This is a genomic window from Ruegeria sp. AL1 (assembly GCF_056540905.1).
Genome location: NZ_JBQFXP010000001.1, coordinates 175,896 through 202,352, shown reverse-complemented (window position 1 = coordinate 202,352; position 26,457 = coordinate 175,896). Strand labels below are relative to the sequence as shown.

29 protein-coding genes and 1 tRNA gene are annotated in these 26,457 nt (G+C 59.9%); 14 read left to right on the top strand and 16 right to left on the bottom strand.

Going from position 1 to position 26,457, the window contains the following annotated elements; translation table 11 throughout:
• The first annotated feature begins 207 nt into the window (after positions 1 to 207).
• Positions 208 to 630, top strand: a complete 423-nt coding sequence (dksA, locus tag ACRZ9X_RS01015; RefSeq protein ID WP_480515311.1) for an RNA polymerase-binding protein DksA — start codon at positions 208 to 210, stop codon at positions 628 to 630.
• 71 nt (positions 631 to 701) lie between these two features.
• Complete coding sequence (locus tag ACRZ9X_RS01010) at positions 702 to 1,853, top strand: FAD-dependent oxidoreductase (protein WP_480515309.1); 1,152 nt, start codon at positions 702 to 704, stop codon at positions 1,851 to 1,853.
• Positions 1,854 to 1,857: 4 nt separating this feature from the next.
• On the opposite strand, the gene xth is transcribed toward ACRZ9X_RS01010, so the two are convergent.
• Both xth and ACRZ9X_RS01000 read right to left on the bottom strand, forming a co-directional pair.
• Positions 1,858 to 2,637 carry an exodeoxyribonuclease III gene (xth, locus tag ACRZ9X_RS01005; RefSeq protein WP_480515307.1) on the bottom strand — a complete coding sequence of 260 codons (780 nt, stop codon included), beginning with the start codon at positions 2,635 to 2,637 and terminating at the stop codon, positions 1,858 to 1,860.
• Between the two features lie 281 nt (positions 2,638 to 2,918).
• The gene (locus ACRZ9X_RS01000) at positions 2,919 to 3,242 is read right to left on the bottom strand and encodes a HesB/IscA family protein (RefSeq protein WP_480515305.1); all 324 of its coding nucleotides are present in this window, start codon (positions 3,240 to 3,242) and stop codon (positions 2,919 to 2,921) included.
• A gap of 76 nt (positions 3,243 to 3,318) precedes the next feature.
• On the opposite strand from ACRZ9X_RS01000, the gene ACRZ9X_RS00995 reads away from it, so the two are divergent.
• Positions 3,319 to 4,476 carry a deoxyguanosinetriphosphate triphosphohydrolase gene (locus ACRZ9X_RS00995; RefSeq protein ID WP_480515303.1) on the top strand — a complete coding sequence of 386 codons (1,158 nt, stop codon included), beginning with the start codon at positions 3,319 to 3,321 and terminating at the stop codon, positions 4,474 to 4,476.
• Here the strand turns inward: ACRZ9X_RS00995 and ACRZ9X_RS00990 are convergent.
• Positions 4,458 to 5,009 carry a putative pterin-binding protein gene (locus ACRZ9X_RS00990; RefSeq protein ID WP_480515301.1) on the bottom strand — a complete coding sequence of 184 codons (552 nt, stop codon included), beginning with the start codon at positions 5,007 to 5,009 and terminating at the stop codon, positions 4,458 to 4,460. The two genes, ACRZ9X_RS00995 and ACRZ9X_RS00990, sit on opposite strands and share 19 nt — an antisense overlap.
• 133 nt (positions 5,010 to 5,142) lie before the next feature.
• On the opposite strand from ACRZ9X_RS00990, the gene argS reads away from it, so the two are divergent.
• The 6 genes from argS (at position 5,143) to ACRZ9X_RS00960 (ending at position 10,772) form a co-directional block, all read left to right on the top strand.
• Positions 5,143 to 6,888, top strand: coding sequence for an arginine--tRNA ligase (gene argS, locus ACRZ9X_RS00985; RefSeq protein WP_480515299.1), 1,746 nt, complete (start codon positions 5,143 to 5,145; stop codon positions 6,886 to 6,888).
• Between the two features lie 39 nt (positions 6,889 to 6,927).
• Positions 6,928 to 8,040 carry an SPOR domain-containing protein gene (locus tag ACRZ9X_RS00980; protein ID WP_480515297.1) on the top strand — a complete coding sequence of 371 codons (1,113 nt, stop codon included), beginning with the start codon at positions 6,928 to 6,930 and terminating at the stop codon, positions 8,038 to 8,040.
• Positions 8,037 to 9,044: a beta-N-acetylhexosaminidase gene (nagZ, locus tag ACRZ9X_RS00975; RefSeq protein ID WP_480515889.1), complete on the top strand. Its 1,008-nt coding sequence runs from the start codon at positions 8,037 to 8,039 to the stop codon at positions 9,042 to 9,044. The genes ACRZ9X_RS00980 and nagZ overlap by 4 nt, the downstream gene beginning before the upstream one ends.
• Positions 9,034 to 9,828: a segregation and condensation protein A gene (locus ACRZ9X_RS00970; protein WP_480515295.1), complete on the top strand. Its 795-nt coding sequence runs from the start codon at positions 9,034 to 9,036 to the stop codon at positions 9,826 to 9,828. Before nagZ ends, ACRZ9X_RS00970 begins: the two co-directional genes overlap by 11 nt.
• The gene (gene scpB, locus ACRZ9X_RS00965) at positions 9,821 to 10,474 is read left to right on the top strand and encodes an SMC-Scp complex subunit ScpB (RefSeq protein ID WP_480515293.1); all 654 of its coding nucleotides are present in this window, start codon (positions 9,821 to 9,823) and stop codon (positions 10,472 to 10,474) included. The genes ACRZ9X_RS00970 and scpB overlap by 8 nt, the downstream gene beginning before the upstream one ends.
• A gap of 64 nt (positions 10,475 to 10,538) precedes the next feature.
• The gene (locus ACRZ9X_RS00960) at positions 10,539 to 10,772 is read left to right on the top strand and encodes a hypothetical protein (protein WP_480515291.1); all 234 of its coding nucleotides are present in this window, start codon (positions 10,539 to 10,541) and stop codon (positions 10,770 to 10,772) included.
• Here ACRZ9X_RS00960 and ACRZ9X_RS00955 read toward each other — a convergent pair.
• The 8 genes from ACRZ9X_RS00955 to ACRZ9X_RS00920 all read right to left on the bottom strand — a co-directional run bounded on the left by ACRZ9X_RS00955 (position 10,769) and on the right by ACRZ9X_RS00920 (position 16,102).
• On the bottom strand, positions 10,769 to 11,848 hold the full coding sequence (locus tag ACRZ9X_RS00955; RefSeq protein WP_480515289.1) for a 2'-deoxycytidine 5'-triphosphate deaminase: 1,080 nt from the start codon (positions 11,846 to 11,848) through the stop codon (positions 10,769 to 10,771). The genes ACRZ9X_RS00960 and ACRZ9X_RS00955 overlap by 4 nt on opposite strands.
• Before the next feature lie 61 nt (positions 11,849 to 11,909).
• Positions 11,910 to 11,986, bottom strand: a tRNA-Pro gene (locus tag ACRZ9X_RS00950).
• A gap of 61 nt (positions 11,987 to 12,047) precedes the next feature.
• Positions 12,048 to 12,626, bottom strand: a complete 579-nt coding sequence (locus tag ACRZ9X_RS00945; protein WP_480515287.1) for a MerR family transcriptional regulator — start codon at positions 12,624 to 12,626, stop codon at positions 12,048 to 12,050.
• Between the two features lie 18 nt (positions 12,627 to 12,644).
• Positions 12,645 to 12,947: an integration host factor subunit alpha gene (gene ihfA, locus ACRZ9X_RS00940; protein WP_480515285.1), complete on the bottom strand. Its 303-nt coding sequence runs from the start codon at positions 12,945 to 12,947 to the stop codon at positions 12,645 to 12,647.
• Between the two features lie 98 nt (positions 12,948 to 13,045).
• Entirely contained in the window at positions 13,046 to 14,017 is a 972-nt protein-coding gene (locus ACRZ9X_RS00935) for a beta-ketoacyl-ACP synthase III (RefSeq protein WP_480515284.1), read from the bottom strand.
• A 22-nt stretch (positions 14,018 to 14,039) separates the two neighbouring features.
• A complete protein-coding gene (plsX, locus tag ACRZ9X_RS00930) occupies positions 14,040 to 15,128 on the bottom strand; it encodes a phosphate acyltransferase PlsX (RefSeq protein WP_480515282.1) in 1,089 nt (362 codons plus the stop codon).
• A 24-nt stretch (positions 15,129 to 15,152) separates the two neighbouring features.
• The gene (gene rpmF, locus ACRZ9X_RS00925; RefSeq protein WP_037316137.1) at positions 15,153 to 15,359 is read right to left on the bottom strand and encodes a 50S ribosomal protein L32; all 207 of its coding nucleotides are present in this window, start codon (positions 15,357 to 15,359) and stop codon (positions 15,153 to 15,155) included.
• Positions 15,360 to 15,565: 206 nt separating this feature from the next.
• Positions 15,566 to 16,102, bottom strand: coding sequence for a YceD family protein (locus ACRZ9X_RS00920; protein ID WP_480515280.1), 537 nt, complete (start codon positions 16,100 to 16,102; stop codon positions 15,566 to 15,568).
• Between the two features lie 85 nt (positions 16,103 to 16,187).
• On the opposite strand from ACRZ9X_RS00920, the gene ACRZ9X_RS00915 reads away from it, so the two are divergent.
• The 3 genes from ACRZ9X_RS00915 (at position 16,188) to ACRZ9X_RS00905 (ending at position 19,374) form a co-directional block, all read left to right on the top strand.
• The gene (locus ACRZ9X_RS00915) at positions 16,188 to 16,664 is read left to right on the top strand and encodes an outer membrane protein assembly factor BamE (RefSeq protein WP_480515278.1); all 477 of its coding nucleotides are present in this window, start codon (positions 16,188 to 16,190) and stop codon (positions 16,662 to 16,664) included.
• 98 nt (positions 16,665 to 16,762) lie between these two features.
• Positions 16,763 to 17,497, top strand: a complete 735-nt coding sequence (locus ACRZ9X_RS00910; RefSeq protein WP_480515276.1) for a GNAT family N-acetyltransferase — start codon at positions 16,763 to 16,765, stop codon at positions 17,495 to 17,497.
• Between the two features lie 68 nt (positions 17,498 to 17,565).
• On the top strand, positions 17,566 to 19,374 hold the full coding sequence (locus tag ACRZ9X_RS00905) for an ABC-F family ATP-binding cassette domain-containing protein (RefSeq protein WP_480515275.1): 1,809 nt from the start codon (positions 17,566 to 17,568) through the stop codon (positions 19,372 to 19,374).
• A gap of 9 nt (positions 19,375 to 19,383) precedes the next feature.
• Here ACRZ9X_RS00905 and ACRZ9X_RS00900 read toward each other — a convergent pair whose 3' ends face one another.
• Both ACRZ9X_RS00900 and ACRZ9X_RS00895 read right to left on the bottom strand, forming a co-directional pair.
• On the bottom strand, positions 19,384 to 19,935 hold the full coding sequence (locus tag ACRZ9X_RS00900; protein ID WP_480515273.1) for a sugar O-acetyltransferase: 552 nt from the start codon (positions 19,933 to 19,935) through the stop codon (positions 19,384 to 19,386).
• A 9-nt stretch (positions 19,936 to 19,944) separates the two neighbouring features.
• Positions 19,945 to 20,700 (bottom strand): 3-hydroxyacyl-CoA dehydrogenase, encoded by a 756-nt coding sequence (locus tag ACRZ9X_RS00895; RefSeq protein WP_480515271.1) that lies wholly within the window; start codon positions 20,698 to 20,700, stop codon positions 19,945 to 19,947.
• Between the two features lie 179 nt (positions 20,701 to 20,879).
• On the opposite strand from ACRZ9X_RS00895, the gene ACRZ9X_RS00890 reads away from it, so the two are divergent.
• Positions 20,880 to 21,740 (top strand): hypothetical protein, encoded by an 861-nt coding sequence (locus tag ACRZ9X_RS00890; protein ID WP_480515270.1) that lies wholly within the window; start codon positions 20,880 to 20,882, stop codon positions 21,738 to 21,740.
• An 86-nt stretch (positions 21,741 to 21,826) separates the two neighbouring features.
• Here ACRZ9X_RS00890 and tyrS read toward each other — a convergent pair whose 3' ends face one another.
• The gene (gene tyrS, locus ACRZ9X_RS00885; protein ID WP_480515268.1) at positions 21,827 to 23,071 is read right to left on the bottom strand and encodes a tyrosine--tRNA ligase; all 1,245 of its coding nucleotides are present in this window, start codon (positions 23,069 to 23,071) and stop codon (positions 21,827 to 21,829) included.
• A 93-nt stretch (positions 23,072 to 23,164) separates the two neighbouring features.
• A complete protein-coding gene (locus ACRZ9X_RS00880; protein WP_480515266.1) occupies positions 23,165 to 24,469 on the bottom strand; it encodes an MFS transporter in 1,305 nt (434 codons plus the stop codon).
• 340 nt (positions 24,470 to 24,809) lie between these two features.
• Here ACRZ9X_RS00880 and ACRZ9X_RS00875 point away from each other — a divergent pair, with 340 nt between their 5' ends.
• A complete protein-coding gene (locus ACRZ9X_RS00875) occupies positions 24,810 to 25,889 on the top strand; it encodes an anhydro-N-acetylmuramic acid kinase (RefSeq protein WP_480515888.1) in 1,080 nt (359 codons plus the stop codon).
• Between the two features lie 93 nt (positions 25,890 to 25,982).
• Here ACRZ9X_RS00875 and ACRZ9X_RS00870 read toward each other — a convergent pair whose 3' ends face one another.
• A complete protein-coding gene (locus ACRZ9X_RS00870) occupies positions 25,983 to 26,405 on the bottom strand; it encodes a cupin domain-containing protein (protein ID WP_480515265.1) in 423 nt (140 codons plus the stop codon).
• Positions 26,406 to 26,457 lie beyond the last annotated feature (52 nt).

The following is a 26,457-nucleotide window of genomic DNA, read 5'->3' as shown; positions in this document are numbered from 1 at the left end:
CAGAAATCGCCCGTTAATCTTCACAGAAAAACAAGGTTTTGTTGTTTGATGTCTCATATTTAGACATCACATGATAAGGCGACGGCGACGCTCAGTTTGCATAGTGACATTCCCGACGCCGTCAGCTAAACGCTCCGCAGAAGGGATTGCCGCATGTCAGGTGAACAAAACGCACTCGGCGTTGCAGGCCGCACCGAGGGAGCAAAAATGAAGCAGGAAGTATTTCTGCCCGAAGATTATCGTCCAGCCGAAGACGAACCATTTATGAACGACAGGCAGCTTGAGTATTTTCGTCGTAAGCTGCTGGACTGGAAAACCGAACTTTTGGCTGGCAGCCGCGATACGATCGAGGGGCTGCAGGACAACACCCGTAACATTCCGGACGTTGCCGACCGCGCGAGCGAGGAAACGGATCGCGCGCTGGAATTGCGCACCCGGGATCGTCAGCGCAAGCTGGTGGCCAAGATCGACTCGGCCCTGCGGCGGATCGATGAGGGCGAGTATGGCTATTGCGAGATGACGGGCGATCCGATCTCGCTGAGGCGGCTGGACGCGCGTCCCATCGCCACCATGACGCTCGAGGCACAGGAACGCCACGAACGTCGGGAAAAGGTCCACCGCGACGATTGATCGCTGGCCATCAAAACACACATTCAACGCCGGGGTCTTCCACTCCGGCGTTTTTGCGTTAAGCCAGAGCCATGAATATCGACGGGTTGAGATTTGCCGTAATCGGCGGTGGCATTGGCGGGTTGGCGGCGGCTCTGGCATTGCGGCAACGCGGGGCCGAGGTGACGGTGTTCGAACAGGCACCTGAACTGGCCGAGGTTGGCGCGGGATTGCAGATCAGCGCAAATGGAATGGCAGTTCTTCGCGCGCTTGGCGTTGCGGGGGCCGAACCCGAAGCGGCGGTAAAATCCGGCGGCACAATACTGCGTGACTATCGGGCTGGTCGGCTGGTGGGTGAAATCCCACCCCCTGCCGCCGGTCCGACCTTTTACTACCACCGGGCCGACCTTTTGGGCTTGCTGCACAAGGCGGCACTGCGGGCCGGGGTGGACCTGCGGTTGGGAGCCCGTGTCAAGGACGTTATCAAACACCCGGCCGAGGCCGAGGTCGTTCTTGATGAAGGTGCCCGCTTCTGCGCGCAATGCGCTATCGCAGCCGATGGCGGGCGAAGCGTAATCCGCTCCGAGCTAAACGGGCCGGAAGCGCCTGAATTCACCCATCAGGTCGCCTGGCGCGCTACGATCCCGTGGAACCGCAGTGACAAAACCGCCCACGCGGTTCTGACCATGGGGCCTGGGCGACATGTAGTGACCTACCCGCTGCGCGATCACACGCTGATGAATGTGGTGGCGGTCGAGGAACGCTCGGACTGGCGCGAAGAAGGTTGGCGGCGGCAAGGGGATCCGGTCGACCTGCAGCAACGGTTTTCCGATTTCGGAGGTCTTGTTGGGGACATTCTCGGACAAGTGCAGCAGGTGCATCTGTGGGCGCTGTTTCTGCGTCCTGTCGCGCGGCATTGGCAAAACGGGCGCCTGGCGCTGCTGGGGGACGCGGCGCACCCGACCTTGCCCTTTATGGCCCAGGGCGCGTGTTTAGCGCTCGAGGACGCGTGGGTTCTGACCCGCGCTTTCGAAGCCCAATCCGGCGTCACTCAAGCCCTTGCGGCCTATGAAGCAACCCGCCGATCCCGCGCGCAGCAAGTGGTCTTGGCCGCAGGCGCAAATGCGCGCAATTTTCATCTGCGTGGACCAATGCGTTTGGCGGCGCAGGCTGCTTTGATGGCCATTGGTCCCAGGCTGGCACGGCGATATGATTGGGTTTATGGTTACGACCCGACGGTCTGAGCCATTAAAGATCGAGGTCAACCCAAACCGGAACATGATCCGAGGGCTTTTCGTGCCCACGAATTTCCGAGTCAATTTGGCAATCGCGCATCAGATCAGCGGCCTGCGGCGTCAGAAGGAAGTGGTCAATGCGAATTCCGTCATTCTTGTTCCAGGCTCCGGCCTGATAGTCCCAAAATGAATAGTGACCTGGCCCTTGGGTGCGCGCCCGAAACGCTTCGGTGAACCCGAGATTCAGGATCTTTCGGAATGCTGCCCGGCTTTCTGGACGAAACAGCGCGTCCTCTCGCCACGCATTCGGCCGGGCAGCATCCTCGGCTTGCGGGATGATGTTGTAGTCCCCTGCCATCAAAGCGGGTCCCTCGGCGGCCATCAGGTCCTGCGCCCGATGATAAAGCCGCTCCATCCAGGCGAGCTTATAGTCATATTTCGGCCCCGGGACGGGATTGCCATTGGGAAGATACAATCCACAAATCCGAAGCGCCTGCGTTCCGACCACGGTGGCTTCAATCCAGCGGGCCTGTTCGTCGTCAGTGTCACCGGGCAAGCCGCGCGAGACATCTTCAAGCGGCAGCTTTGACAGGATCGCAACACCGTTGAAGCTTTTTTGACCATGGGTTTCTACATTATACCCGCGCGCCTCAAAAATCTCGCTGGGGAAGTTCTCGTCCACTGATTTGATTTCTTGTAACAGAACTACATCCGGTTGCGCCTCATCCAGCCATCGGGGCAGGGCTTCGGCCCGCGCTTTGATGCCGTTGATATTGAAAGTGGCGATTTTCATGCGCGATCCTCCGATGCTTGCGGCAACCTATCGCGCAGAAACGCCCGAGCGGCAAGTGGCCGACCTGGGTTGCGAGGCACTGCCTCGCGCTCCGGGATATTTTTAGCCAGATGAAGCAACGGATTCTTAACCAGTCTATACGTAGAGTTTTATGGCGGTACAGGCGGGGACGCCGATGACCGCGCCAGGTGAAGTTCTCTGGCCTTCGGGTCAGAGAGCGGATCCCTCTTCATCTGGCTGAAAATATCCTGGGGGTGTGGGGGCAAAGCCCCCGCATGCGTTCACATCGAAAACGATGTGCCACAGCCGCAGGATGAGGTGGCGTTCGGGTTTTCGATCACAAAGCGTGCGCCGATCAGTTCCTGCGTGAAGTCGATCACCGCATTTTCCAGAAACGGCAGCGAAATCGCGTCGACAATCACTTTTTCGCCTTTGCCCTCAAGGACAATGTCGTCTTCTTTGGGAGTGTCCAGTGCGATTTCATATTGAAAACCGGAACATCCGCCGCCTTCCACGGCAACACGCAAGGCTTGACCCTGATCCGCTGCGCCGATTTCGGCCAAACGATCAAAGGCGCGTTCGGTAACTGTTGGAGGCAGATTCATGCCGGGCTCCAAAGGTTTATTTCCTCAATTGGCTACAATATATGAAACCCGACGACAGGCGACAAGGATAAGACCTTTGAACAGAGCGGGTTTTGCCTCCGATCCGGAGCACGCACGCGGGCGGTTGGTCCCGGAAGAAGAGAGCAGCTTTCGGTCATGTTTTCAGCGCGATCGCGACAGGATCATCCATGCCAGCGCGTTTCGGCGGCTCAAGCACAAAACGCAGGTGTTTGTTGAGCATGAGGGTGACAGCTATCGCACGCGTCTGACCCATTCGATTGAAGTGGCGCAAGTGGCGCGCACGATTGCAGGTGCCCTGAACCTGAACCCGGAACTGACCGAGGCGGTGGCGCTGGCGCATGATCTGGGTCATACGCCCTTTGGTCATACGGGTGAGGATGCGCTGCACGCTTTGATGCAGCCCTATGGCGGGTTCGATCACAATGCGCAGGCCATTCGGATCGTGACCCGGCTGGAGCGTCACTATGCAGAGTTTGACGGTTGTAATCTCACCTGGGAATGTCTGGAAGGGATCGCCAAGCATAACGGTCCGGTGACGGGCGATTTGCCCTGGGCGCTGGCCGCGTGCAATCAGAGCTTTGATTTGGAGCTTCATACCCATGCCAGCGCCGAGGCACAGGTGGCCGCGCTGTCGGACGATATTGCCTATAACAATCACGACTTGTTCGACGGTCTGCGCGCCGGTCTGTTCAGCGACGATGACATTCAGCAGCTTCCCATTCTCGATGCCTGTTATGCGCAGGTCGACGCCAGATATCCGGGGCTTGACCCGTATCGCCGCCGGCATGAGGCTTTGCGGCGGGTGTTCGGTGTCATGGTCTCGGATGTCATCGACACCTCACGCGATCTGATCGCCGATTCAGGCGCGCGGTCGGTCGAGGAGATCAGGCATCTGGGCTATCCTGTTATTCGGTTCTCGGACGGGCTTTGGGCGCAGCTCAAACAAATCCGCGCCTTTCTGTTCTCACGTATGTACCGCGCGCCCAGCGTGATGAAGGTGCGCGCCGAGGTCAGCAAGGTGGTCGAGGACCTGTTCCCGATTTACATGAGTGATCCCAAGCAAATGCCCGGTCACTGGCACGGCGATATCGAAGCCGCACCCGATGAGACCGCGCTGGCGCGCATTGTTTCAGACTATATCGCAGGCATGACCGACAGGTTTGCGTTGCAGGATCATGCCCGGCTGACCGGCGATCACTCGATCGCGATATAGGCAATCGCCCAGACCTGTTGCCCGGCCTGTGTCCGGGCGAGATCTGCGTCCTCGGTGGGGGGGAAAACGATCATCGTGGGGCCATAGCCACCGATGCCCATCGGAGCGCCATCCGCGTGGGTGGCGACGATGGGTTGGTGGGTCTCGATGCTCTGCCACGGGATCTCGGCCTGATAGCCGTCCAGCGCCATGGGCAGGGCCGATTTGCCTTCGGCCCCGGCCATGGCCATCACCGAAGACAGCAACGGGCCCGAGAAAGCATAGTCGCGTTGCTTGTCGGGTGGGCCGTATGGAATGGTGATCTCGATCTGCGGCAGGCCGTCGAGCATGGCGGCGTCAAAGCCTGCCGCACCGTCATGCGTGACTTCGAGATAGCCCAGCAACCCGCCATCATCCGCCCCGCGCGCGGGCAGGTTGGTTTCACCGACAGCACCGCCCAGCGTCAGGATGACATGGCCTTCGGGGGCGGGCATCTCGGCCCAGACGGGCAGGGTGGTGCTGAGAAGCAGGGCAAGGGGCAGGGCGCGGCGCATGGGCAGTCTCCGGTTGGTACGGTTTGGCCCGAGACTATCCGGACTGCGCGCCAAACCAAGCGCAAATATTAGGCGTCCATTGACCTTGGCGCTTTGCGTGGTAAACCCCGCGGCAAGCAAAAGGACATTCGAAATGAACCTGTTTTCCGAGATCCGCGCTCTGGTGCTGGACGCGCTGACGCAGATGCAATCCGAAGGCGCGCTGCCAGAGGGGCTGAGCTTTGGCAACGTGGCGGTTGAGCCGCCACGCGATGCCGCGCATGGCGACATGGCGACCAATGCGGCGATGGTGCTGGCGAAGCCGGCTAAGATGAAGCCGCGCGATATTGCCGACGTGCTGGCCGGGAAACTGGCGGCGGATGAGCGTATCACCAGTGCCGAGGTCGCCGGGCCAGGATTCCTGAACCTGCGTCTTGCGCCGTCTGTCTGGCAGGGTGTTCTGGCAGCGGTGCTTGAAGCGGGCACCGACTATGGCCGCTCGACCATGGGTCATGGGCAGAAGGTCAACGTGGAATATGTTTCGGCCAACCCCACCGGCCCGCTGCATGTGGGCCATACGCGGGGGGCGGTGTTCGGCGATGCCTTGGCAAGCCTCTTGGCCTATTCGGGCCATGACGTGACCCGCGAGTATTACATCAACGATGGCGGCGCGCAGGTGGATGTGCTGGCACGCTCGGCCTATGAACGGTATCGCGAGGCCAATGGCCTCAGCCCCGAGATTGCCGAGGGCCTTTATCCCGGTGACTACCTGATCCCGATTGGCGAGGCGCTGAAAGAGAAATATGGTGACAGCCTGATCGACAAGCCAGAGAGCGAATGGCTGGAAGATCTGCGCAGCTTCGCCACCGACGCGATGATGGACCTGATCCGCGCCGACCTGAAGGCGCTGGGTGTCGAGATGGACGTGTTCTTCTCGGAAAAATCGCTTTACGGCACTGGCCGGATTGAGGCTGCGCTGCAGTCCCTGACCGACAAGGGCCTGATCTATGAAGGCGTGCTGGAGCCGCCCAAAGGTAAGAAGCCCGAAGATTGGGAACCGCGCGAGCAGACCTTGTTCAAATCGACCGAACATGGCGATGACGTGGACCGCCCGGTGAAGAAATCGGATGGCTCATGGACCTATTTCGCACCGGATATCGCCTATCACTATGACAAGGTGACCCGTGGCTTTGACGCGCTGATCGACGTGTTTGGGGCGGATCATGGCGGTTACGTCAAGCGGATGAAAGCCGCCGTTTCGGCCCTGTCCGATGGCAAGGTGCCGCTGGATATCAAGCTGACCCAGTTGGTGAAGCTTTGGAAGAATGGTGAGCCGTTCAAGATGTCCAAGCGGGCCGGGAACTTTGTTACCCTGCGCGATGTGGTTGATCAGGTTGGCCCTGATGTGACCCGTTTCGTCATGCTGACCCGCAAGAACGACGCGCCTTTGGACTTCGATTTCGACAAGGTGCTGGAACAAAGCCGCGAGAACCCCGTGTTCTACGTTCAATACGCCCATGCCCGCGTTATGAGTGTGCTGCGCCGTGCTGCCGAGGCCGGGATTGCGGCTGATGACGCAGCGCTCGTGGCGGCCGATCTGAGCAAGAACGACCATGCCTCGGAACTGACCGTCGCCAAGAAACTGGCCGAATGGCCACGTCTGGTCGAGGTCGCCGCCCGCACGAACGAGCCGCACCGCGTTGCCTTCTATCTCTATGAATTGGCAGGGGATTTCCACGCGCTCTGGAACAAGGGCAATGATGAAACCCAGCTTCGGTTCATTCAGGATGGCGATGTTGCCACAAGCCAGTCGAAAATCGCACTGGCCCGGGCTGTTTCTGTTGTGATTTCAGCGGGCCTGGGTATTCTTGGCGTTACCCCGGCGCAGGAGATGCGATAATCAATATCGCCCGAACCGCCGGTACGAGGTAGGCAAGAAATGACCCGCGCGCCACGTTTTAAGGCGCAATCGGGCGGTGAGGCGGATATGGCACGTTACGATTACTCGGGGCAAATGCGTCCCGAGCAGATGCATTACACGAATCAACCCGATCCTCAGGATGGGTACGACTATTCCGGTGATACGCAGCACTATGAGACGGCTCCGCGCGGGGCAGGTCTGGGACGTATTGTCAACGCGCTGGGCGCCGTTGCGTCGCTGGCGCTGGTCGCGGGCATCGGTGTTTGGGGATACAAGCTGGTCGTTCGAGATGTCAGCGGCGTGCCGGTCGTTCGAGCGGTCGAAGGCCCGATGCGCATACAGCCGGAAAGCCCCGGCGGCACTCCGGCGGACCATCAGGGACTGGCAGTGAACGCGGTGGCTGCGGTTGGTTCGGCGGCCCCTCCGGCGGATCGCCTGATCCTGGCACCGCGCCCGGTGTCTCTGGCCGACGAAGACACGCCGATCGAAAACCTCAAGCCGACGCCTGCAGTGCATAAGGTTGAGGAGGAAATCTCAACACAGGATGCGGCAAAGCTGCGTCAAGGGATCGTTGATGCTCTGGTGGCCGAGCTGGCCACCGAGGCGGACAAACCGGACGAAGGACAGGCTCCGGGCGTCCAGCTTGCTGCGCTGACCACTCTCGACGATGAACCCGCGATTGATCCCGCTGATCTTGCGGCGCAATTGCCCGATCCCAAAATCGCCGCGCTGCCCGGGGTACGCCGGTCGCTGCGGCCGATTGTCCGCCCGGCGCGCAAGACGCCCAGCGGCGTCACACCAAACAGCCAAACCGAAGACGCAATCAATGCCGCCGTCAAAGCCGCTGTGGGTCTGGATGTTGACCCGGACGCGCTGCCCAAGGGCACCCGTATGGCGCAACTCGGAGCGTTTGAAAGCCCCGAGGTCGCGCGCGGCGAATGGGATCGTTTGAACAGCAGATTTGGCGATTATATGAATGGAAAACAGCGCGTTATTCAGAAAACCTCAAGCGGTGGACGAACTTTCTACCGTCTGCGCGTGCTTGGGTTTGATGATCTGAGTGAATCCCGCCAGTTCTGTGCTGCGCTGGTGGCCCAGGATGCCGATTGTATTCCGGTTTCCGTGCGGTGACATTCGGCGCTGCGATCACCGATGCCGAAGGTCTGCGCCTGACGTCAGACGAAAAGCACCTGTTCCGCGAGATGAACCCGTTCGGGTTCATTCTGTTTGCCCGCAATATCGAAAGCGCGGATCAGGTACGGGCCCTCTGCGATGATTTCCGCGAGTCTGTCGGGCGCAACTGCCCGATCACCATTGATCAGGAAGGTGGCCGCGTTCAGCGCCTACGCGCCCCTTTGGCGCGGGAATGGATGCCACCGCTGGATCACGTCGCGCGGGCCGGGGATCAGGCCGAACGGGCCATGTATCTGCGCTATCGCTTGATCGCCTTGGAATTGTTTGAGCTGGGCATCGACAGCAATTGCGCGCCGATGGTCGATCTGGCGCGCGAAGACACCCACGCCTTCCTGAAGAACCGATGTTATGGTTCTGATTCAAAAACGATTTCCGGTTTGGGACGCGCGGTTGCTGATGCGCATCTGGATGGCGGAGTCCTGCCCGTTCTCAAACATATGCCCGGCCATGGTCTGTCAACGTTGGACAGCCATTACGACCTGCCGCATGTGGACCTGACACAAGACGCGCTGGAGCAGGAAGACTTCGCGCCGTTCCGGGCACTGAATGACCTGCCGATGGGGATGACGGCCCATCTGGTTTATGACAGAATCGACCCTCAACCTGCTACGATCTCAGTCAAAATGATTGGTCTGATCCGGGATAAGATCGGCTTTGATGGTTTGATCATGACCGATGACATTTCGATGAAAGCGCTGTCCGGTGCGCCAGAACAGATCGGCCGGCAGGCGCTTGATGCTGGGTGCGATGTGGTTCTGCATTGCAATGGTTCGTTTGAAGCGCGCAAACGAGTGTTGGACGCCGCCGGTGAAATGACGGCACAGGCGCAAAAACGCGCGGAGAAGGCGCTTTCGATGCGCCGTAAGCCAGCGGAACTTGACATCCCAGCCGCCGAGGCGGAACTATCTGCCCTAATGGGCGGGCAGGTATATGCAGGATAACCTTTTCAGCGAAGACCCGGTCTCGGTTGCTGACCGTCTTGCCGCCGAGGCACTGATCGTTGACGTCGACGGGTTCGAAGGCCCGTTGGACGTGCTACTGACCTTGTCACGGACGCAAAAGGTCGATTTGCGTAAGATCTCGGTTCTTGCGCTGGCGCAGCAATATCTGACTTTTGTGGAAAAAGCCCGGCAGTTGCGGATTGAACTGGCGGCGGATTATCTGGTGATGGCCGCATGGCTGGCCTTCCTGAAATCCCGCCTGCTGTTGCCGCCAGACCCGGATGACGAAGGCCCCTCGGGCGAGGAACTGGCGGCGCATCTGGCGTTCCAGCTTGAGCGTCTGCAAGCGATGCGTGACGCCGCCGCGCGACTGATGGCCCGGGATCAGCTGGGGCGCGACTTTTTCAAACGCGGACAGGGCGAGGACGTGACCCGCCTGCGGACGGTGAACTATTCCGCCACCCTGCTGGACCTGATGCAAGGCTATGCCCGCATCCGGACACGTGACGAATTCCGCCCCTTTGTGATGGATCGCGACGCTGTCTTTACCATGGAACAGGCGTTGGAACGGATGCGGCCTCTGATCGGATTTGCTGGCACCTGGACGGATATGGAAACCTATTTGCCCGATGGCTGGGACGCCGACCCGGTGCGCAGGCGGTCGGCGACGGCGGCGACTTTCGCGGCCTCGCTGGAGTTGGTGAAAGAAGGACATATGGAGATCAAGCAAAGCGACACCTTTGCCCCGATCCATCTGCGAAAAAGGACTGAAACCCGTGACTGACGCCAACCAGGACGAAGGCACCGGCACCCTGTTCGAAGCACCGCCCATGGCCGAACAGGAACGGATGGTCGAAGCGGTTTTGTTCGCCAGCGCCGAGCCGGTGTTGATCGCTGATCTTGAGGCGCGGATGCCACATGGCAGCGACGCGGCGCAAGCTGTTGAAATGCTGCAGAAACGCTATGAGGGGCGGGGCGTCCGTGTGGTTCGGGTGGGCGAGGCCTGGGCCATTCGCACCGCGCCCGATCTGGGATTCCTGATGCAGAAGGAAACAGTCGAGACCCGAAAGCTCAGCCGCGCAGCAATCGAGACACTGGCCATCGTTGCCTATCATCAACCCTGCACACGGGCCGAGATAGAAGAGATTCGCGGCGTGTCCGTCTCACGCGGCACAATTGATCAATTGCTGGATATGGAATGGATCAGGTTGGGACGTCGCCGCATGACACCGGGCCGGCCGGTCACCTTTGTGGTCACACCGCAGTTTCTGGACCATTTCGGATTGGAAAATGCCCGCGATCTACCGGGGCTGAAAGAGTTGCGCGCTGCCGGGCTATTGGAAAACCGCCCACCGCCCGGAGCTGTGCCGCTGAGCGATGGGCAGGACGAGGAAGACGAGGATCAGACCGAACTGTTCGAGGAAGAGTGATCACGCCGCCCTTTTATGGCCGCACGAGACCTCTATGTTGAGGATCAGGAAACGGAGACGAGCAATGAATGCCAATCGACTGATCGATATGATTGTGCGTCAGGTCATGCGTCGCCTTGTCAATAAAGGCGTTGACAAGGGCTTTGACATGGCGGGCCGAATGGGGCGCAAACCGGGGCAGGACGCCGGCGACCCGAACGCTGGCAGTCATGTTCGGCAGGATGCGCAGCGGCAGCGGCAGAATATGAAACAGGCGCAGCGGATGAGCCGTCAGATGCGCCGGTTCATGAAATTTTAACCAACCGGTTTGAAATGTTTGGACAGTTTCAACCCCTGTCCCTGATAGTTCGAGGCAATACCCGCACCATATAACTGCGTCGGCATCTCGGCCATTCTCTCGTAAACCAACCGCCCGACGACCTGTCCATGCTCCAGCACAAACGGGGCTTCGTGACAGCGCACTTCCAGCACGCCGCGTGACCCGGCGCCTCCGGCGGAAGCATGGCCGAAACCGGGGTCAAAAAAACCTGCATAATGCACGCGGAACTCTCCGACCATGGCGAGATAGGGGGCCATTTCTGCCGCATACATGGGCGGGATGTGCACCGCTTCGCGGCTGACCAGAATGTAGAACGCACCGGGGTCCAGAATGATGCGCCCCTCGGTGGTGTGCACCTCTTCCCAGTATTCCTGCGGGTCGTATTCGCCGATCCGGTCCAGATCGATGACGCCGGTATGGGGTTTGGCACGGTAGCCAACCAGATCGGTGTCGGGCAGCTGCAAATCAACTGAAAATCCCAAACCGTCTTGAATGACGGCAGCTCCGTCCACCAGCGGCGAGTCATTGTGCAGCGCCGTCAGTTCCGCGTCGCTCAGCACTGCCTGACCTTGACGGAATCGGATCTGGTTCAGACGCATCCCCGGACGCACCAGCACCGAGAACGAGCGCGGACAAATCTCGGCATAAAGCGGACCGCTATAGCCTGCGGGCACGCGGTCAAACTCGGTGCCGCCATCGGTGATCGTGCGCGTCAACAGGTCCAGCCGCCCGGTCGAACTTTTGGCGTTGGCGACGGCGCTGACGTCATCGGGCAGGGCCAGCGATTCCATCAGCGGCACCAGATACACGCAGCCCTTTTCCAGCACGGCGCCGTTTGTGATGTCGATGCGGTGCATCTCAAACTCTGTCAGACGGTCTGCCACGGATCGGGTTTCGCCAGCCAGAAATGAGGCGCGGACCCGATAAGCCACTGTTCCCAAACGCAGATCAAGACTGGCGGGTTGGATTTGCGCAGGTAGAATGTCAGGGCTGCCAATAATTTCGGCGCGCGCAATCATCCCTTCGATCTGCTGGTTCGGGCATACGCCTGTCATTCCGATCCCCCCTGATGCCAGAGCGGGATCTGGCCTGTCTGCCTTAAACGTCGGTGTGATTTGGTCGGGCTAGCAGGACTCGAACCTGCGACCTTCCGTCCCCCAGACGGACGCGCTACCAGGCTGCGCCATAGCCCGACGTTGGAGTGTTCATAAAGACTTTCCCGGCAGGGGCAAGAGGAAATCATCGCCTTTTGTTTTATCCCGCCGACCGGGTTTCGATTCGGTTCAGGACCGCCCGAAGCTCTTGCGCGACGGGCGCGATCTGGCGCAGCAAATTGTCGTCGAAATCGACCTTGCTCCAGGCCCGAGAAGCGATGCCGCCCAACAAAGGGGCTTCATCCAGATTGACTGACGTGGGGTGGGTAGAGACCGGCGCAGGCTGGGCATCAACGGGCGCGTCCAGATCCATATCCATCTGTTGGCTGGCCGCTGGCTGCGCCGTGAAGGGCACCACGATATTGTCTGCCGCATCCTCGACAACTTGTGTCGGGGCGTCATCATTCAACGAAGGCGACAGCGAGGCGACATGGGCCACGCCCTGTTCCCGCAAGATACGCTGAACGCCTTTGATAGTAATACCGTCCTCGTGCAACAGTTTCTTGATCCCACCCAGCAGTCGCATGTCGTTGGGGCGGTAATATCGCCGCCCTCCGGCGCGTTTGACGGGTTTGACCTGCGTGAACCGGCTTTCCCAGAATCGCAGCACATGAGCTTGAACACCAAGCCAATCCGCAACTTCACTGATGGTGCGAAAGGCGTCGGGGGATTTGCTCATGTCTTTCTGGTCCCGAGCTTACTTGCGGTTTCCTGCGGCGACGCGATCCTTCATCAGGTGCGACGGACGGAAGGTCAGAACACGGCGGGGCTGAATCGGAACCTCTTCGCCGGTCTTGGGGTTGCGACCGATACGGGCTGTCTTGTCCCGAACGCTGAAGGTGCCAAAAGACGAAATCTTCACCTGCTCGCCACGCACCAGCGCGTCGGACATATGGTTCAGAACGCTTTCAACCAATAGCGCGCTTTCATTGCGTGACAGGCCAACCTCACGAAAGACGGCCTCGCTCAGATCCATTCGGGTCAGTGTTTTGTCGCCCATGCTATTTTTCCCCTGTTGATGGTCGAGCATAGGGGCAGGGCAAATTCGCTGTCAATATCAATGAATTGCAGGTCGGTGTGTAAGCCGAATTGTGCCAGTTACCACCGCAGGAGGACCGAACCCCATGCCAAACCACCCCCGATTGCTTCGGTAATCAGAAGATCACCCTGTTTAAACTGCCCGCGTTGCTTGGCGACCGATAGGGCCAGTGGGATGGACGCGGCGGAAGTATTACCATGGTCCTGCAGGGTGACGACAACATGGTCCATGGGAACCCCGAGTTTCTTGGCAGTGCCCTGAATAATGCGGATATTGGCCTGATGTGGCACGATCCAGTCTACATCATCATGCGTCAAACCCGCTTTTTCCAAGCTGGCCTCGGCAGTTGAGGTCAGACGTTCAACCGCCTGGCGGAACAGTTGATTGCCCTTCATTCGTAGGTAGCCGGTGGTCTGGGTCGAAACACCGCCGTCGACATAGAGCATGTCTTTGTAGCGACCATCAGAGTTCAGATCGGTCGCCAGAATGCCACGATCCTCGGATGTGCCCGCGCCGTCCTGCCGTTCCAGTATCAACGCGCCTGCGCCATCGCCGAACAGCACGCAGGTCGATCGGTCGGTCCAATCCATGATTCGCGAAAAGGTCTCGGCCCCGATCACCAGAACACGCTTGACCTGATCGGACAGGATCAGTGCGTTGGCATTGGTCAGCGCATAGACGAAGCCGGCGCAGACCGCCTGAACATCAAAGGCGAACCCCTTGGTCATGCCAAGGCGCGACTGAACCATGGTGGCGGCGGAAGGGAAGGTCAGATCAGCGGTCGAGGTCGCCAGAACGATGGCGTCGATATCATCCGCAGTCAGCCCGGCATCTGCCAGTGCAGCCTCGGCGGCCTTTGTGGCCATGTCCGACGTGGTCTCGTCTTCGGCGGCGATATGGCGGCGCTCGATACCGGAACGGGTCCGGATCCACTCATCCGTCGTATCCAGCGTCTTTTCAAACTCGGAATTCGGAACAATGCGCTCGGGCAAATAGTGTCCGACACCAACTACAACTGAACGGCCTGCCATTTTCGGGGTACTGCCTTTTTTGTTATTCTCCCGCCGTCGGCGGTGCATGCGCGGCATCTTGTGCAAGCTCGGCTGTTGATGCAACCCGTGCCGCCAATTTTTCGGCGAAACCGGACTGCGCCAGCGTAAAGGCCAGTTTGACAGCAGCCGACACACCGGTCGAATCCGCGCCACCATGCGATTTGACGACCGTTCCGTTGAGGCCAAGGAAGACCCCGCCATTCACACGACGCGGGTCGATGCGCTTTTTCAGGCGGTTGAGCGAGGTGATCGCAAGGATCGACGCCAATCGTGACAGGGGGGAATACTTGAACGCCTCGCGCAGCAGGTCTCCGATCAGGCTGGCAGTGCCTTCGCCTGTCTTGATGGCGACATTTCCCGTAAACCCATCAGTTACAATGACATCTGCTTTGTCGCCGGGAATGTCGCTGCCTTCGACAAAGCCGACAAAGTCAAAGCTGGCCTGATCGGCGAAATCCGCGATCAGGGTGTGCGCTTCCTTGAGCTCGGCGCGGCCCTTGTGTTCCTCGGTGCCCACGTTCAGCAAGCCGATCCGCGGGCGTTCCAGAGCCATGCCGTTACGTGCGTAAGAGGCCCCCATCAGCGCGTATTGCAGCAGGTCCTTGGCGTCGGCGCGTACATCCGCACCCACGTCAAGCATCACGTTGAACCCCTGCGGGTTGCGCGAAGGCCACAGTATCGCGATGGCCGGACGGTTGACGCCTGGCAGTTTGCGCAGGCGCATCATCGACAGAGCCATCAGCGCACCGGTATTGCCACAGGACACAGCCCCGTGCGCCTCACCCTGGCGCACCGATTCCAGCGTCGACCACATCGAGGTCTGCTTGCCGTTGCGCACAACCTGACTGGGCTTGTCCTCCATCGTGACTACATCCGGGCAATCACGAAAAACGACGCGCCCGTTCAGGACACGCCGTTTGGCGACAAGTTTGCGCAGCATTTCTTCAGGCCCGTGCAGGACAAATCCGATATCAGGATTTATGTCCGCTGACTTGGCAATGCCCGCCACAACAGCAGCGGGCCCCGAATCTCCGCCCATAGCGTCAACCGAGATGGTGATCCGTCCGGTTTGCGAGGGCTGTTCCGTCATGCCTTGGCCTGCGCTTCGAAAGGCTTAGGCCGCGTCTTCGTCCAGGTCGATTTCGTCGGCCTGAGCGACGACTTCGCGGTCATCATAGTGGCCGCAGGACGCGCAGACGTGGTGCGGGCGTTTCAGTTCACCGCAGTTTGCGCATTCGTTCGGGTTTGCAGCAACCAGAGCGTCGTGCGCGCGGCGATTGTTGCGGCGCGACTTGGAAACTTTGTTCTGTTGGACGGCCATGGTCTCAACCTTTGTCTAATTGGGGTCAGCAGATTCGCCGCCGACCGGGTTACATTCTTTGTTTTTCTCGTGGTTTGACGCGCGTTTAGGGGACGAGCCCCGCAATGTCCAACCCAAATTCCGATGAGCGCGCGAAAATACTGCGATTCTCGTCATGTTCAAGCGATTTTTCTGAGGGCGTGCTATGACAGGAATTCCAGCTCCTGTCACTCGTCTTTTTTCATTGCATCACGCAAACTGGCCAACCCGGAAAAGGGTTTGACGTCCTCGTCCGTCAGCGCCTGTTTGCCCGGTTCGGTATAGTCGGACTGCTCCAGCGCGGCGCCGTCTTTTCGTGGATATTGGGGCAGGGCCAGTGACAGGGCCTCGATCATCACATCAGATGGATCGATTTCCGCCCCCAGCGGTTCCGACTCGTCACCCTGAGGGATTTCGAACTCTTCTTCGTCCGGATCGGACCAGTCCGCCAGATAGGTCCGGGCCACTGCAACATCGATCCGCGTGGTGACCGGTTCCAGTGTCACGACGCAGGGCTGAATCACCGTGGCACCCAGTTTTCCGGCCAAAACCCAGTCGCGTTTTCCCTGCGCGCGAACGTCTCCGGTAAAGCTGACCTTACGTAGCCCCAACAGGCCCAACGCGTCCTTGATGGCGCCCATAGCGGTTGCATCGGGGCGCAATTCAAAGGCGGTTGGCGCGTTTTGCGGCAGGTCAGCGACCCGCAGGGCTGTCTGGTTGCTCATTCGTGACCCTTTCCTGTGTTGAACCGGGGCTGCGGTTTGATGTAATCGGATAGGGTCCGCAAGGGGCCAAGGCAAGAGGGTGCGAATGGTGATGGGTGTGAACAGGTTGAAACCGGCGTCAAGAACGCTTGCCCTTGCGGTCTGTCTGGCGGTTATCGGCGCATGTTCGCCGGTGTTCAAGAATCACGGATATATCCCGACGCCCGAAGAACTGGCCGAGATTCAGGTCGGTGTAGACACCCGAGAAAGCGTGGTCGAGGCGGTCGGCGCGCCCAGCTCGTCAGGTGTGGTCCGTGATTCCGGTTTTTATTATGTCCGGTCGCGGATTCGCCGATCCGGCCCGAGAAAGCCAAAAGTCGTGTCCCGCGAACTGGTGGCGATCAGTTTCGATCAGGGCGGAGTGGTCCGGAATATCGAACGTTTCGGGCTTGAGGATGGGATTGTGATCCCGCTGGAGCGGCGGGTGACAGAATCCTCGGTGCAAAACACCGGTTTCCTGCGCCAGCTTCTGGGGAATATTGGCAACTTCAATCCGGGCAATCTTCCGGGTGTATCGAACTGAGTTCCGGCAACAGCTTGCGGTGGTCACCTGTTCGTCACATGTATTGTGACAAAGATCGTGTGACCGGGAACGGCTCGGCACTGCCGGAGGATGCGCCCATGGCGACAGGGTTTGGACAAGACCGGTACCGGGCGCGTATGGCCTGTTCACCCGGGGATATCGTTGCGGCGCAGCGTCTGCGAACGCTGGCGTTTGGAACTGCAGAAAGGGACCATGACGCGTTCGATCCGGTGTGCACGCATATTCTGGTCGAAGACGCCCGCGCCGGGCGTCGGCTTGTGTGCTGCTTTCGCATGCTGAGAATGAATCAGGGCGCAGAGATCGGTCGCAGTTATTCCGCACAGTTTTACGATCTTTCCGCACTTGAGGGATTTGAGGGGCGCTTGGTGGAAATGGGCCGGTTTTGCGTGCACCCGGCATATAACGATCCCGATATCCTGCGCGTCGCCTGGGGTGCGATGACGGCATATGTGGATCGCAATGATGTGCAGATGTTGTTTGGCTGTGCGTCGTTTGCGGGAACGGAAACGGCCGAGTATCTGGACGCGTTTGCAATGCTCAAACATCGGCATCTGGCCCCGAAGCGCTGGCTGCCGCGGGTCAAGGCTCCGGATGTGTTTCGGTTTGCCGCGCGGTTGCGTCGGCGGCCGGATGCGAAAAAGGCGATGCTGAGAATGCCGCCTTTGTTGCGCAGCTATCTGATGATGGGCGGTTGGGTCAGCGACCATGCGGTTGTGGACCGACACATGAACACGCTGCATGTGTTCACCGGGCTGGAGGTGCAGGCGATTCCCCCGGCACGGAAACGGTTGCTGCGGGCTTTGGCCGGGTGAATTGAGTATTTGGGAAAAGGTGAAACAGGGGCGTTGACGCCTTGCGCCCACCGGTTTAGCTGGCGGGCATGGCGAGAATTCCTTTGTTGCAGATGTCCGGCATTTCCCTGACTTTCGGGGGCGATCCGGTGTTTTCGGGGCTGGATCTGGTGGTGCAGCCGGGCGACCGTGTGGCGCTGGTCGGGCGGAACGGATCGGGCAAATCGACACTGATGAAGGTAATGGCGGGGCTGGTCGAGGCGGATCGCGGCGACATCGTTATCCCGCCCGGTAAATCCGTGGGTTACATGGAGCAGGACCCGGAGATGGCCGGGTTCTCTACTTTGGGCGACTACGCATCCAGCGGCCTGGAACCAGGCGAGCTGTATAAAGTCGAGCGGGCAGGTGAGGGTCTGAAATTCGATCCGTCGCGCCCGGTTGAAACGGCCTCGGGCGGGGAGCGGCGTCGCGCGGCTTTGGCCAAGCTGATGGCCGAAGCGCCGGATTTGATGTTGTTGGACGAGCCGACCAACCATCTGGATATTGAAGCGATTGCATGGTTGGAGCGGGAATTGGGCGCAACGCGGGCGGCCTATGTTCTGATTTCGCATGACCGGGCGTTTTTGCGGGCGCTGACGCGGGCAACCTTGTGGATTGATCGCGGCGTGGTGCGGCGGCAGGAACAGGGGTTCGACGCATTCGAGAGTTGGCGTGACAAGATTTGGGAAGAAGAGGATCAGCAGCGGCACAAGCTGAACCGTCTGATCAAGTCCGAGGCGAAGTGGGCGGTCGAAGGCATCAGCGCGCGGCGCAAGCGCAATCAGGGTCGTGTACGGGCGCTGCAGGCGTTGCGGGCCGAGAAGGCGGCGCAGATCAAACGCCAGGGCTCGGCCGCAATGACGCTGGAGGCGGGACCAAAATCCGGGCGCAAGGTGATCGAGGCCCGCGGCCTGTCGAAAGCCTTCGAAGCGCAGCAGATTGTGCGCAATTTCGACCTTCTGGTTCAGCGCGAGGACCGCGTGGCCTTTGTCGGGCCGAACGGGGTTGGCAAGACCACATTGCTGAAGATGTTGCTGGGGCAGGAAGGCGCGGATGAAGGGTCGGTCACGCTGGGCACCAATCTCGAAATCGCCGTTTTTGATCAGTCGCGCGCGCAGTTGGATCCGGAGATGACCCTGTGGGACAGCCTGACCGGTGACCCCGAGATGCGGGTATCCGGCAAGGCTGATCAGGTGATGGTTGGCGGGCAGCCCAAGCATGTTGTTGGCTATCTCAAGGAGTTTCTGTTCGACGACGCACAGGCCAGAGCGGCCGTCAAGTCGCTGTCCGGTGGGGAGAAAGCGCGGTTGTTGCTGGCCAAGCTGATGGCGAAAAGCTCGAACTTGCTGGTGTTGGACGAGCCAACCAACGATCTGGATGTGGAAACGCTGGATTTGCTGCAGGAGCTTCTGGACGATTACGACGGCACGGTTTTGTTGGTCAGTCACGACCGGGATTTTCTGGACCGCGTCGCCACCACGACCATCGCGATGGAGGGAAATGGCCGCGCCACCGTGTATGCGGGCGGGTGGTCGGATTATATTGCCCAAGGCGGTGAGGTTGCGGGTAAGAAAGTGGAGAAATCAAAAGCTTCAAAGCCCAAGGTCAAGCAGGAAAGCGCGCAGAAACAAGGGTTGTCTTTTTCGGAAAAGCATCGCCTGGACAAACTGCCAGCCGAGATCGCGCGCCTTGAAGCCGAGATCGGCAAGCTTGAGGAATTGATGTCCGACCCCGAATTGTTCACGCGTGAGCCTGTGAAATTCCAAAAGGCGACCGAAGCTTTGGTCGAGCGGCAGGCAAAGCTCTCGGCCGCCGAGGAGGAGTGGCTGATGCTGGAAGAAAAGGCTGACGGCGCTTAGAAACGGGGGCTATGGCGTCGCCAGTACGCGCGCCGGGTTGCCCACAACCGTTTCGCCCACGGGGACATCTTTGGTCACGACGCTGCCCGCGCCGATGATGGCGCGGTCGCCGATTGTGACGTCGGGCATGATGATCGCGCCGCCGCCAATCCAGACATTTGCGCCAATGGTGACCGGTCGGGCGATCTCGAGCCCCTGTGCCCGCTCGACCGGGTCTTTGGCATGCTGGGCGCAATAGATTTGAACATGCGGCCCGAACATTGTGCCGTCGCCGATGCGAACGGCGGCGGTGTCCAGAACCACGCAGCCCGAGTTGAAATAGATGCGGTGTCCAAGGTGAATGTTCCGACCATAGGCGCAGTGGAAGGGCGCCTCGACAAAGCAATCCTCACCAACTGTGCCAAGCAGAGACCGAAGCGCCGGAGACAGTCTGCCGCGACGATCCGGATCGCAGCTATTGTGATCATGAACAGCGCGCCGCGCCTGGGCGCGTAATGATTCAAGCTCATCGTCCAGACAGCAATACCACTGTCCCGCTTCCATCTTCTCCCGCTCGGTCATGTGCCGTGCTTAGCGCATCCGCAAGGCCCCGTCGATGCGAATGACTTCGCCGTTCAGGTAACCCATCTCGACGATGAACCCGGCCAGCCGCCCGTATTCACGCGGATCGCCCAGACGCGGTGGGTTGGGAACATCGGCGGCGAGCTGCTGCTGCACCTCTTCCGGCAGACCTGTCAGCATCGGGGTCATGAATATCCCGGGTGCGATGGCCATCACCCGGATTCCGGTTGAGGCCAGATCACGTGCCATCGGCAGCGTCATGCCGACCACGCCCCCTTTGGAGGCCGCATAGGCCGATTGACCCTTTTGCCCGTCAAATGCCGCAATAGAGGCGGTGTTGATGATGACGCCGCGCGCGCCATCCGGCTCCGGGGCGTTCTTTGCCATTTCGACCGCCGCAAGGCGCGAGACGTTGAAAGTACCGATAAGATTGATGTCGATGGTCCGCTGGAAGGCCTCTAGCGGGTGCGGACCTTCGCGCCCAACGGTCTTGGCGCCAATGGCAATGCCCGCGCAGTTTACAGCGGCGGTGATCTTGCCCATCTGTTCCATTGCCAAGGAAATGGCCGCGGCGACAGAGCTTTCATCCGTTACGTCGGTGAGGGCAAAATGCCCGCCGATCTCTGAGGCAACCTGCTGGCCGCGCTCGGCATCCCGGTCCAAGAGAGTGACCTGCGCGCCATTGTCTGCGAAATGGCGGGCAGTAGCCTCGCCCAGTCCCGATGCGCCCCCGGTGACGATCGCTGCGGTGGTGGATAGTTGCATGATCGGTTCCTCCCCAGATATGAACACTCGTTCATTAAACGGATCGATGGGGATCTGTCCACTTTTTTGATGGTTTTGACCGGCTGCGAACTCTCGGGCTGAGAGATCACATCAACGTGGGCATTTTGTGAATGAACAATCTGCAGAGTGCGCGTGTTTAAGTTTCAGGAGGTACCGATATGGTTATGTTAACGAATGCGAAGCGGACACTGGGCGCGATTGTTGCGGCACCTGTCCTGGGGGTAATGATGACCGGCAGCGTGGTTGCTGCGCCAGAGGTCTGTGACGGACGAACGGCGCGGGCGTTGGCCAATGCCGGGGATTATGCGGGGTTGTGCGATTGTGCGCAGGTCACCCCGAGCTTTTTGAAGAGGCTGCAGAGGCGATCGGACTTTGAAGCAGTTTTGGGTTTCACCGGGGCGCAATGCCCGGGACTTGCCTCGCTGTTGACCGATTTGCCGACAGCAACTGTGTCTGGTGCCGTAACCTTCCGCGGCGAAGATCAAAGCTCCGATGCGAGCGCACCTGACGACGAAGACGATGATGATGTCGGTGGCGGCGAAACCGGTGGCGGCGAAGACGGCGAAGGCGAAACCGGCGGCGGCGGAGAAGAAGGTGAAGGTGAAACCGGCGGTGAAACCGGCGGCGGCGGCGAAGAAGGCGAAGGCGAAGCCGGTGGGGAAACCGGCGGCGGCGGCGAAGAAGGTGAAGGCGAAACCGGCGGTGAAACCGGTGAAGGCGAAACCGGCGGTGAAACCGGTGGCGGTGAAGAAGGAGAAACGGGTGGTGGTGAAGAAGGAGAAGGTGAAACGGGCGGTCTGAATGATGGGCAAGCCCGCGCGGCAGAAGCCCGGGCACGAGCCGAAGCCGCCCGTGAGAATGCCAATGCCGCGGTCGAGGCTGCAAGAGCCCGAGCAGAAGCCGCAAGATCGGGAAGCAAAGCCAAGGGAAAGAGCAGAAGCAAAGGCAAGAGTAAGAGTAAGGGGAAGAGTAAAGGCAAAGGGAAAGGGAAAGGCGGAAAGGGCAAGTCCAAACGCTGAGTCAGCCGCGTAACTCTTTGGAGTATGTGGAAACGGCCACCCGTCTGGGTGGCCGTTTTTGTTACTTTTGATCCAAAAGTGTGAGGTTAACCCAGCTGCACCAGAGCGTGCCGTTTTTTGCCTGCGCTCAGCTTGATTGGCGAGGACAAAGCGCCCGCGTCGATCATCATCCCTGCATCGGTCAAGGGCGCGTCGTCCAGCCGTGCGCCGTTTTCGGCGATCAGGCGCTTGGCCTCTTTGCCGGATTTCGCCAGACCTGATTTCACGATGATCTGCACGATCGAGGCGGGCAGGTCTTCGGCGTTCAGCGTCAGAGTTGGAAGGTCTCCGCCCACGCCGCCTTTCTCGAACACCTCGCGCGCGGTGGCCTCGGCGGTCGCGGCAGCCTCGGCCCCATGCAGCAGGGTGGTGACTTCGTTTGCGAGACGGATTTTGGCCTCGTTGATCTCGGATCCCTGCAGCGCGGCCATGCGGTCGCATTCGTCAACCGGCAACTCGGTGAAGATTTTCAGGAACCGGCCCACATCCGCATCGGTGGTGTTGCGCCAGAACTGCCAGAACTCATAGGCCGACAGCATGTCGCCGTTCAGCCAGACGGCGCCGCCTTGGGATTTGCCCATCTTGCGGCCATCGCTGGTGGTCAGCAGCGGCGTGGTCAGGCCATAGATTTCCTGATCCAGCACGCGGCGGGTCAGGTCGATGCCGTTGACGATGTTGCCCCACTGGTCCGAGCCGCCCATCTGCAGAACGCAACCATAGCGGCGGTTCAGCTCTAGGAAGTCATAGGCCTGCAGGATCATGTAGTTGAATTCGAGGAAGCTGAGCGACTGCTCGCGGTCCAGACGCGATTTCACGGATTCGAAGGACAGCATCCGGTTGACCGAGAAATGCCGCCCGATATCGCGCAGGAAATCGAGGTAGTTGAGGCTGTCCAGCCATTCAGCATTGTTCAACATCAGCGCGCCGGTGTCGCTGTCATCATAGGACAGGTACTTGGCGAACACCTTCTGCATTCCGGCGATATTGGCGTCGATTTGTTCGGGCCCCAGCAGGGGGCGCTCATCCGAGCGGAACGAAGGGTCACCCACCTTGGTGGTGCCGCCGCCCATCAGGGTGATCGGTTTATGGCCGGTCTTTTGCAGCCAGCGCAGCACCATGATGTTCATCAGGTGGCCCACATGCAGCGACTGCGCGGTGGCGTCATAACCGATATAGGCCGTCCGCACCCCGCTGATCAGCGCCTCATCAAGGCCCTGATAATCGGTGCAATCGGCGAGGAAGCCGCGCTCGATCATCGTGGCGATGAAATCCGATTTGGGGTGGTAGGTCATGGCGTGCCCTTTGGGTTGATATTGCGGGGCACTGTATAGGCGGCGCGATGGGTAAGGAAAAGATGCGTTTTTATCCGTCGGTCCCTGGCGCGCCTATGATGCTTCGGAAGGAGCCGGTTGGCCTAGGGTAGGCAGGCGAAAAGCAAAGATCATGGCGGCTATGTTGAGGATGGCAAGGATGAAAATCGGGGTGATCGGATCGTGCAGATGCGCCAGCGCTCCAAGGGCTGCGGCGAATACAATGCCGACGAGACCCGCACTTACATCCCCGAGGGCCACGAGGTATGGGCGTTCAGTCTTCTTGGTCATCTCAATGACATACAGATAGCGACCCAGGATGACGCCATTGCCGCCCAATGACAGAAGCAGGATCACCAGCGCATATAGCCAGACATTGGTGGCATAGCCCATCAGGGTGAAGCCGATCGCCAGAACCGCCGAGAAAGCAGAGGTCACGCAGCCCAGCCACATCACGGGCTTGACCGAGATGCGATCGCTGAGCCGCCCCCAGATGATCGAGCCCAACACTGTTCCGGCACTGGCGGCGATCACGAAATAGCTCAGGGAATGCTTGGTGCCGGTGTGGAAGGTGGCAGCGTGGATCGTATAAAACGGCATCGCCAGTTCGACCGAGACAAACATCAGCCGCGCGGTCAGGAACCTGCGATACCAAGGATATCCCATCCCGGTGTAAAAGCCGGTTGTCAGTTCCGCTATGGGTTTTGGTTTGGCGGTCGGGGCAGGGGGTGCGGTGCGCTCTTCTTCGAATATACGAACACCGGCGAAACTGATCCCGGCGGCGAACATCGCGATCACGCCGCACCACATGACAACGATATGGCGTTGCATCGGCTGGTCCGAGGCCAGCAGGTCCTTGGTTGTCCAGACCACGAAGATGGCCAGAATTCCAGACACCGTAGCCTGCGCAAAGACCATCCGGTTGCGTTTGGTCTCGGGGACGGACACGCCGTAGATTTGACTGGTCCCCAGGCTGGCAATGCCCTGACATAAGCCCATGATGATGGCGGTGGTCAGAAAAAGCATAACCACCATCAATTGCGACAGATTGGTTGCGAACAGGGCGACGATGGCCAGAATTGTACCGGTCAAGATGTTCGGCACATAAACCGCCAGTTTGGCCCGGGTTATGCGATTGACGAAGGGTGACACAAAAATTTCGGCGATCAGGCGCGCGGCGGTCACAAAGGGCAACAGCAATCCGGCGATGAAACTGGGTGCACCTAGCGCGAGATACAGGAACGGCAAAACGAGGCGTGGATTGACCAACTGCCCACCGATCGTTGCAAGCGCGCCAGACCAGAAAATCAGCTGATAGTTGCGATCGTCGCCCGACGTGTTCGAATTCCTGGGTGCTTTTGGGGTCTGCTCAGCGACCATGCGGTTTTTTATCCTGTGTGGTCACATGTTCGGGTGGAGTTTTAGTTTCATGGCAGTTCGGCTTTGGCGGCATGTTTGCCCAGATACCGTTTTCGCGCAACAGTTTCCCGCCGCGCCAGGTTTTGCCATCTTGCAACACTTGGCGCTTGGTTACAGGGCGCGAAACCTGATTGGCGAGTCGGGCCTTGCGCAGTCTTGGGTTCTCGGGTCAGTTTGAACGTGTTTCACTGTATGGTTGTGCAGCCAGCGCAGGTCACATCCACATCGGACGTGCTAAACGGGAGAGACAGGCTTGAGACGGACCATCAGAGACAGCGAAGTGCTCAGAGCTTTGGGAACCATGTCGGGCACGTCGCTGGACGGGGTGGATGCGGCAGTGGTGGAAACCGATGGCCGGTCCATATTTGGGTTTGGTGATACGCAGTACAGGCCTTACTCGGACGCAGAAAAAACCGCGCTGCGCCAAGCCTTGGGTCTGTGGCACGGCGGTCCGGTGGATGAAGCGGCGGAGCTTGTGACTCATGCCCATGCGGATGTGTTGTCAGAGTTTGAAGATGTAGATCTGATCGGCTTTCATGGGCAGACGCTGGCCCATGATCCGCACGGGAAAGGGACGTTGCAGGTTGGGGACGGAGTCGGCCTGTCGCAGGCCCTGGGGCTTCCGGTGGTCTGGGATTTCCGCAGCGATGATGTGGCGCTTGGCGGAGAGGGTGCCCCGCTGGCCCCGTTTTTCCACTTCGCCTGCGCCAAGTGGTTCGGTGCCAAAGAACCGTTGTGTTTTCTCAATCTGGGTGGGGTGGGAAACCTGACCTATGTGGACCCCTCGTTTGAAGGGCCAGAGGCGGACGGGGCCGTACTGGCCTTTGACACCGGACCGGCCAATGCGCCGATTGATGATCTGGTTCAGGCCCGTTTGGGATTGCCGATGGACCGGGACGGTGCGCTGGCGCGCGAGGGAAGTGTCGAGACCGGCGCGCTGGAGCTGTTTCTGGCCGAGCCATTCTTTGCACGCATGCCGCCGAAGTCGCTGGACAGAAATGATTTCTCGGAGATGATCGGGCTTGTGAAAGAGCTCGGAGATGCGGATGCCGTCGCAACCCTGACAGGGATGTGCGCCGCGGGGGTGCTGCAGGGGATGGAACATTGCCCCAAACCCCCGATCTGCGTTCTGGTCACCGGTGGAGGGCGCCACAACCCGGTCTTGATGGAAATGTTAAGGGTGTCTTTGGAATGTCCGGTCCAGCCGGTTGAGGCGGTGGGTTTGAATGGCGACATGTTGGAGGCGCAGGCTTTTGCCTACCTTGCGGTTCGCGTCGCGCGGGGTATGCCGACCTCCTGTCCCGGGACAACCGGGGTCAAGGCTCTGGTCGGGGGGGGCATTGTGTCAACGCCAACGCAGAGTGCGATGGCGCAGGTTTAAGGGGGCGCTGCCCCCGTCGCGGCAAACCGCGACTCCCCCGGAGTATTTTCCAAAAGATGAAGTTGTGACTTTGGGGCAGGGGGCGGCGTTTGCCTATTGGTCGCGGGGGATGTCAAAGCCCGGTTCGGCCAGGTCGAAACCGTCGAATTCGAACCCTGGGGAGACTGCGCAACTGACCAGTGTATAGGTGCCTGTGGACCGGGCTGCTTGCCAGTGGTCTTTGGGAACGATCAGTTGCGGGGCGCCGTGCTTGAGGTCCGGGGTCAGCAAGCGATCTCTGGCGGGGCCGGTTTCATCGGGGCTGAGCGACAGGACCAGGGGGGCGCCGGCGTGGAACAGCCAGATTTCCGTGGCATCCACCCGGTGCCAATGGCTGCTTTGACCTTCCGTCAGCAGGAAATAGATACAGGTGCCCGTGGCGCGACCTTCATTGTCGGCGCGCCAGGTTTCGCGGAACCACCCGCCCTCGGGGTGGGGCTGCAGGTTCAGATGTGTGATGATCTCTTGTGCGGTCATGACGCCTTCCTGTGTTTCGGCGATTATGCACGGGAGCGCGTTTTGGGCTATG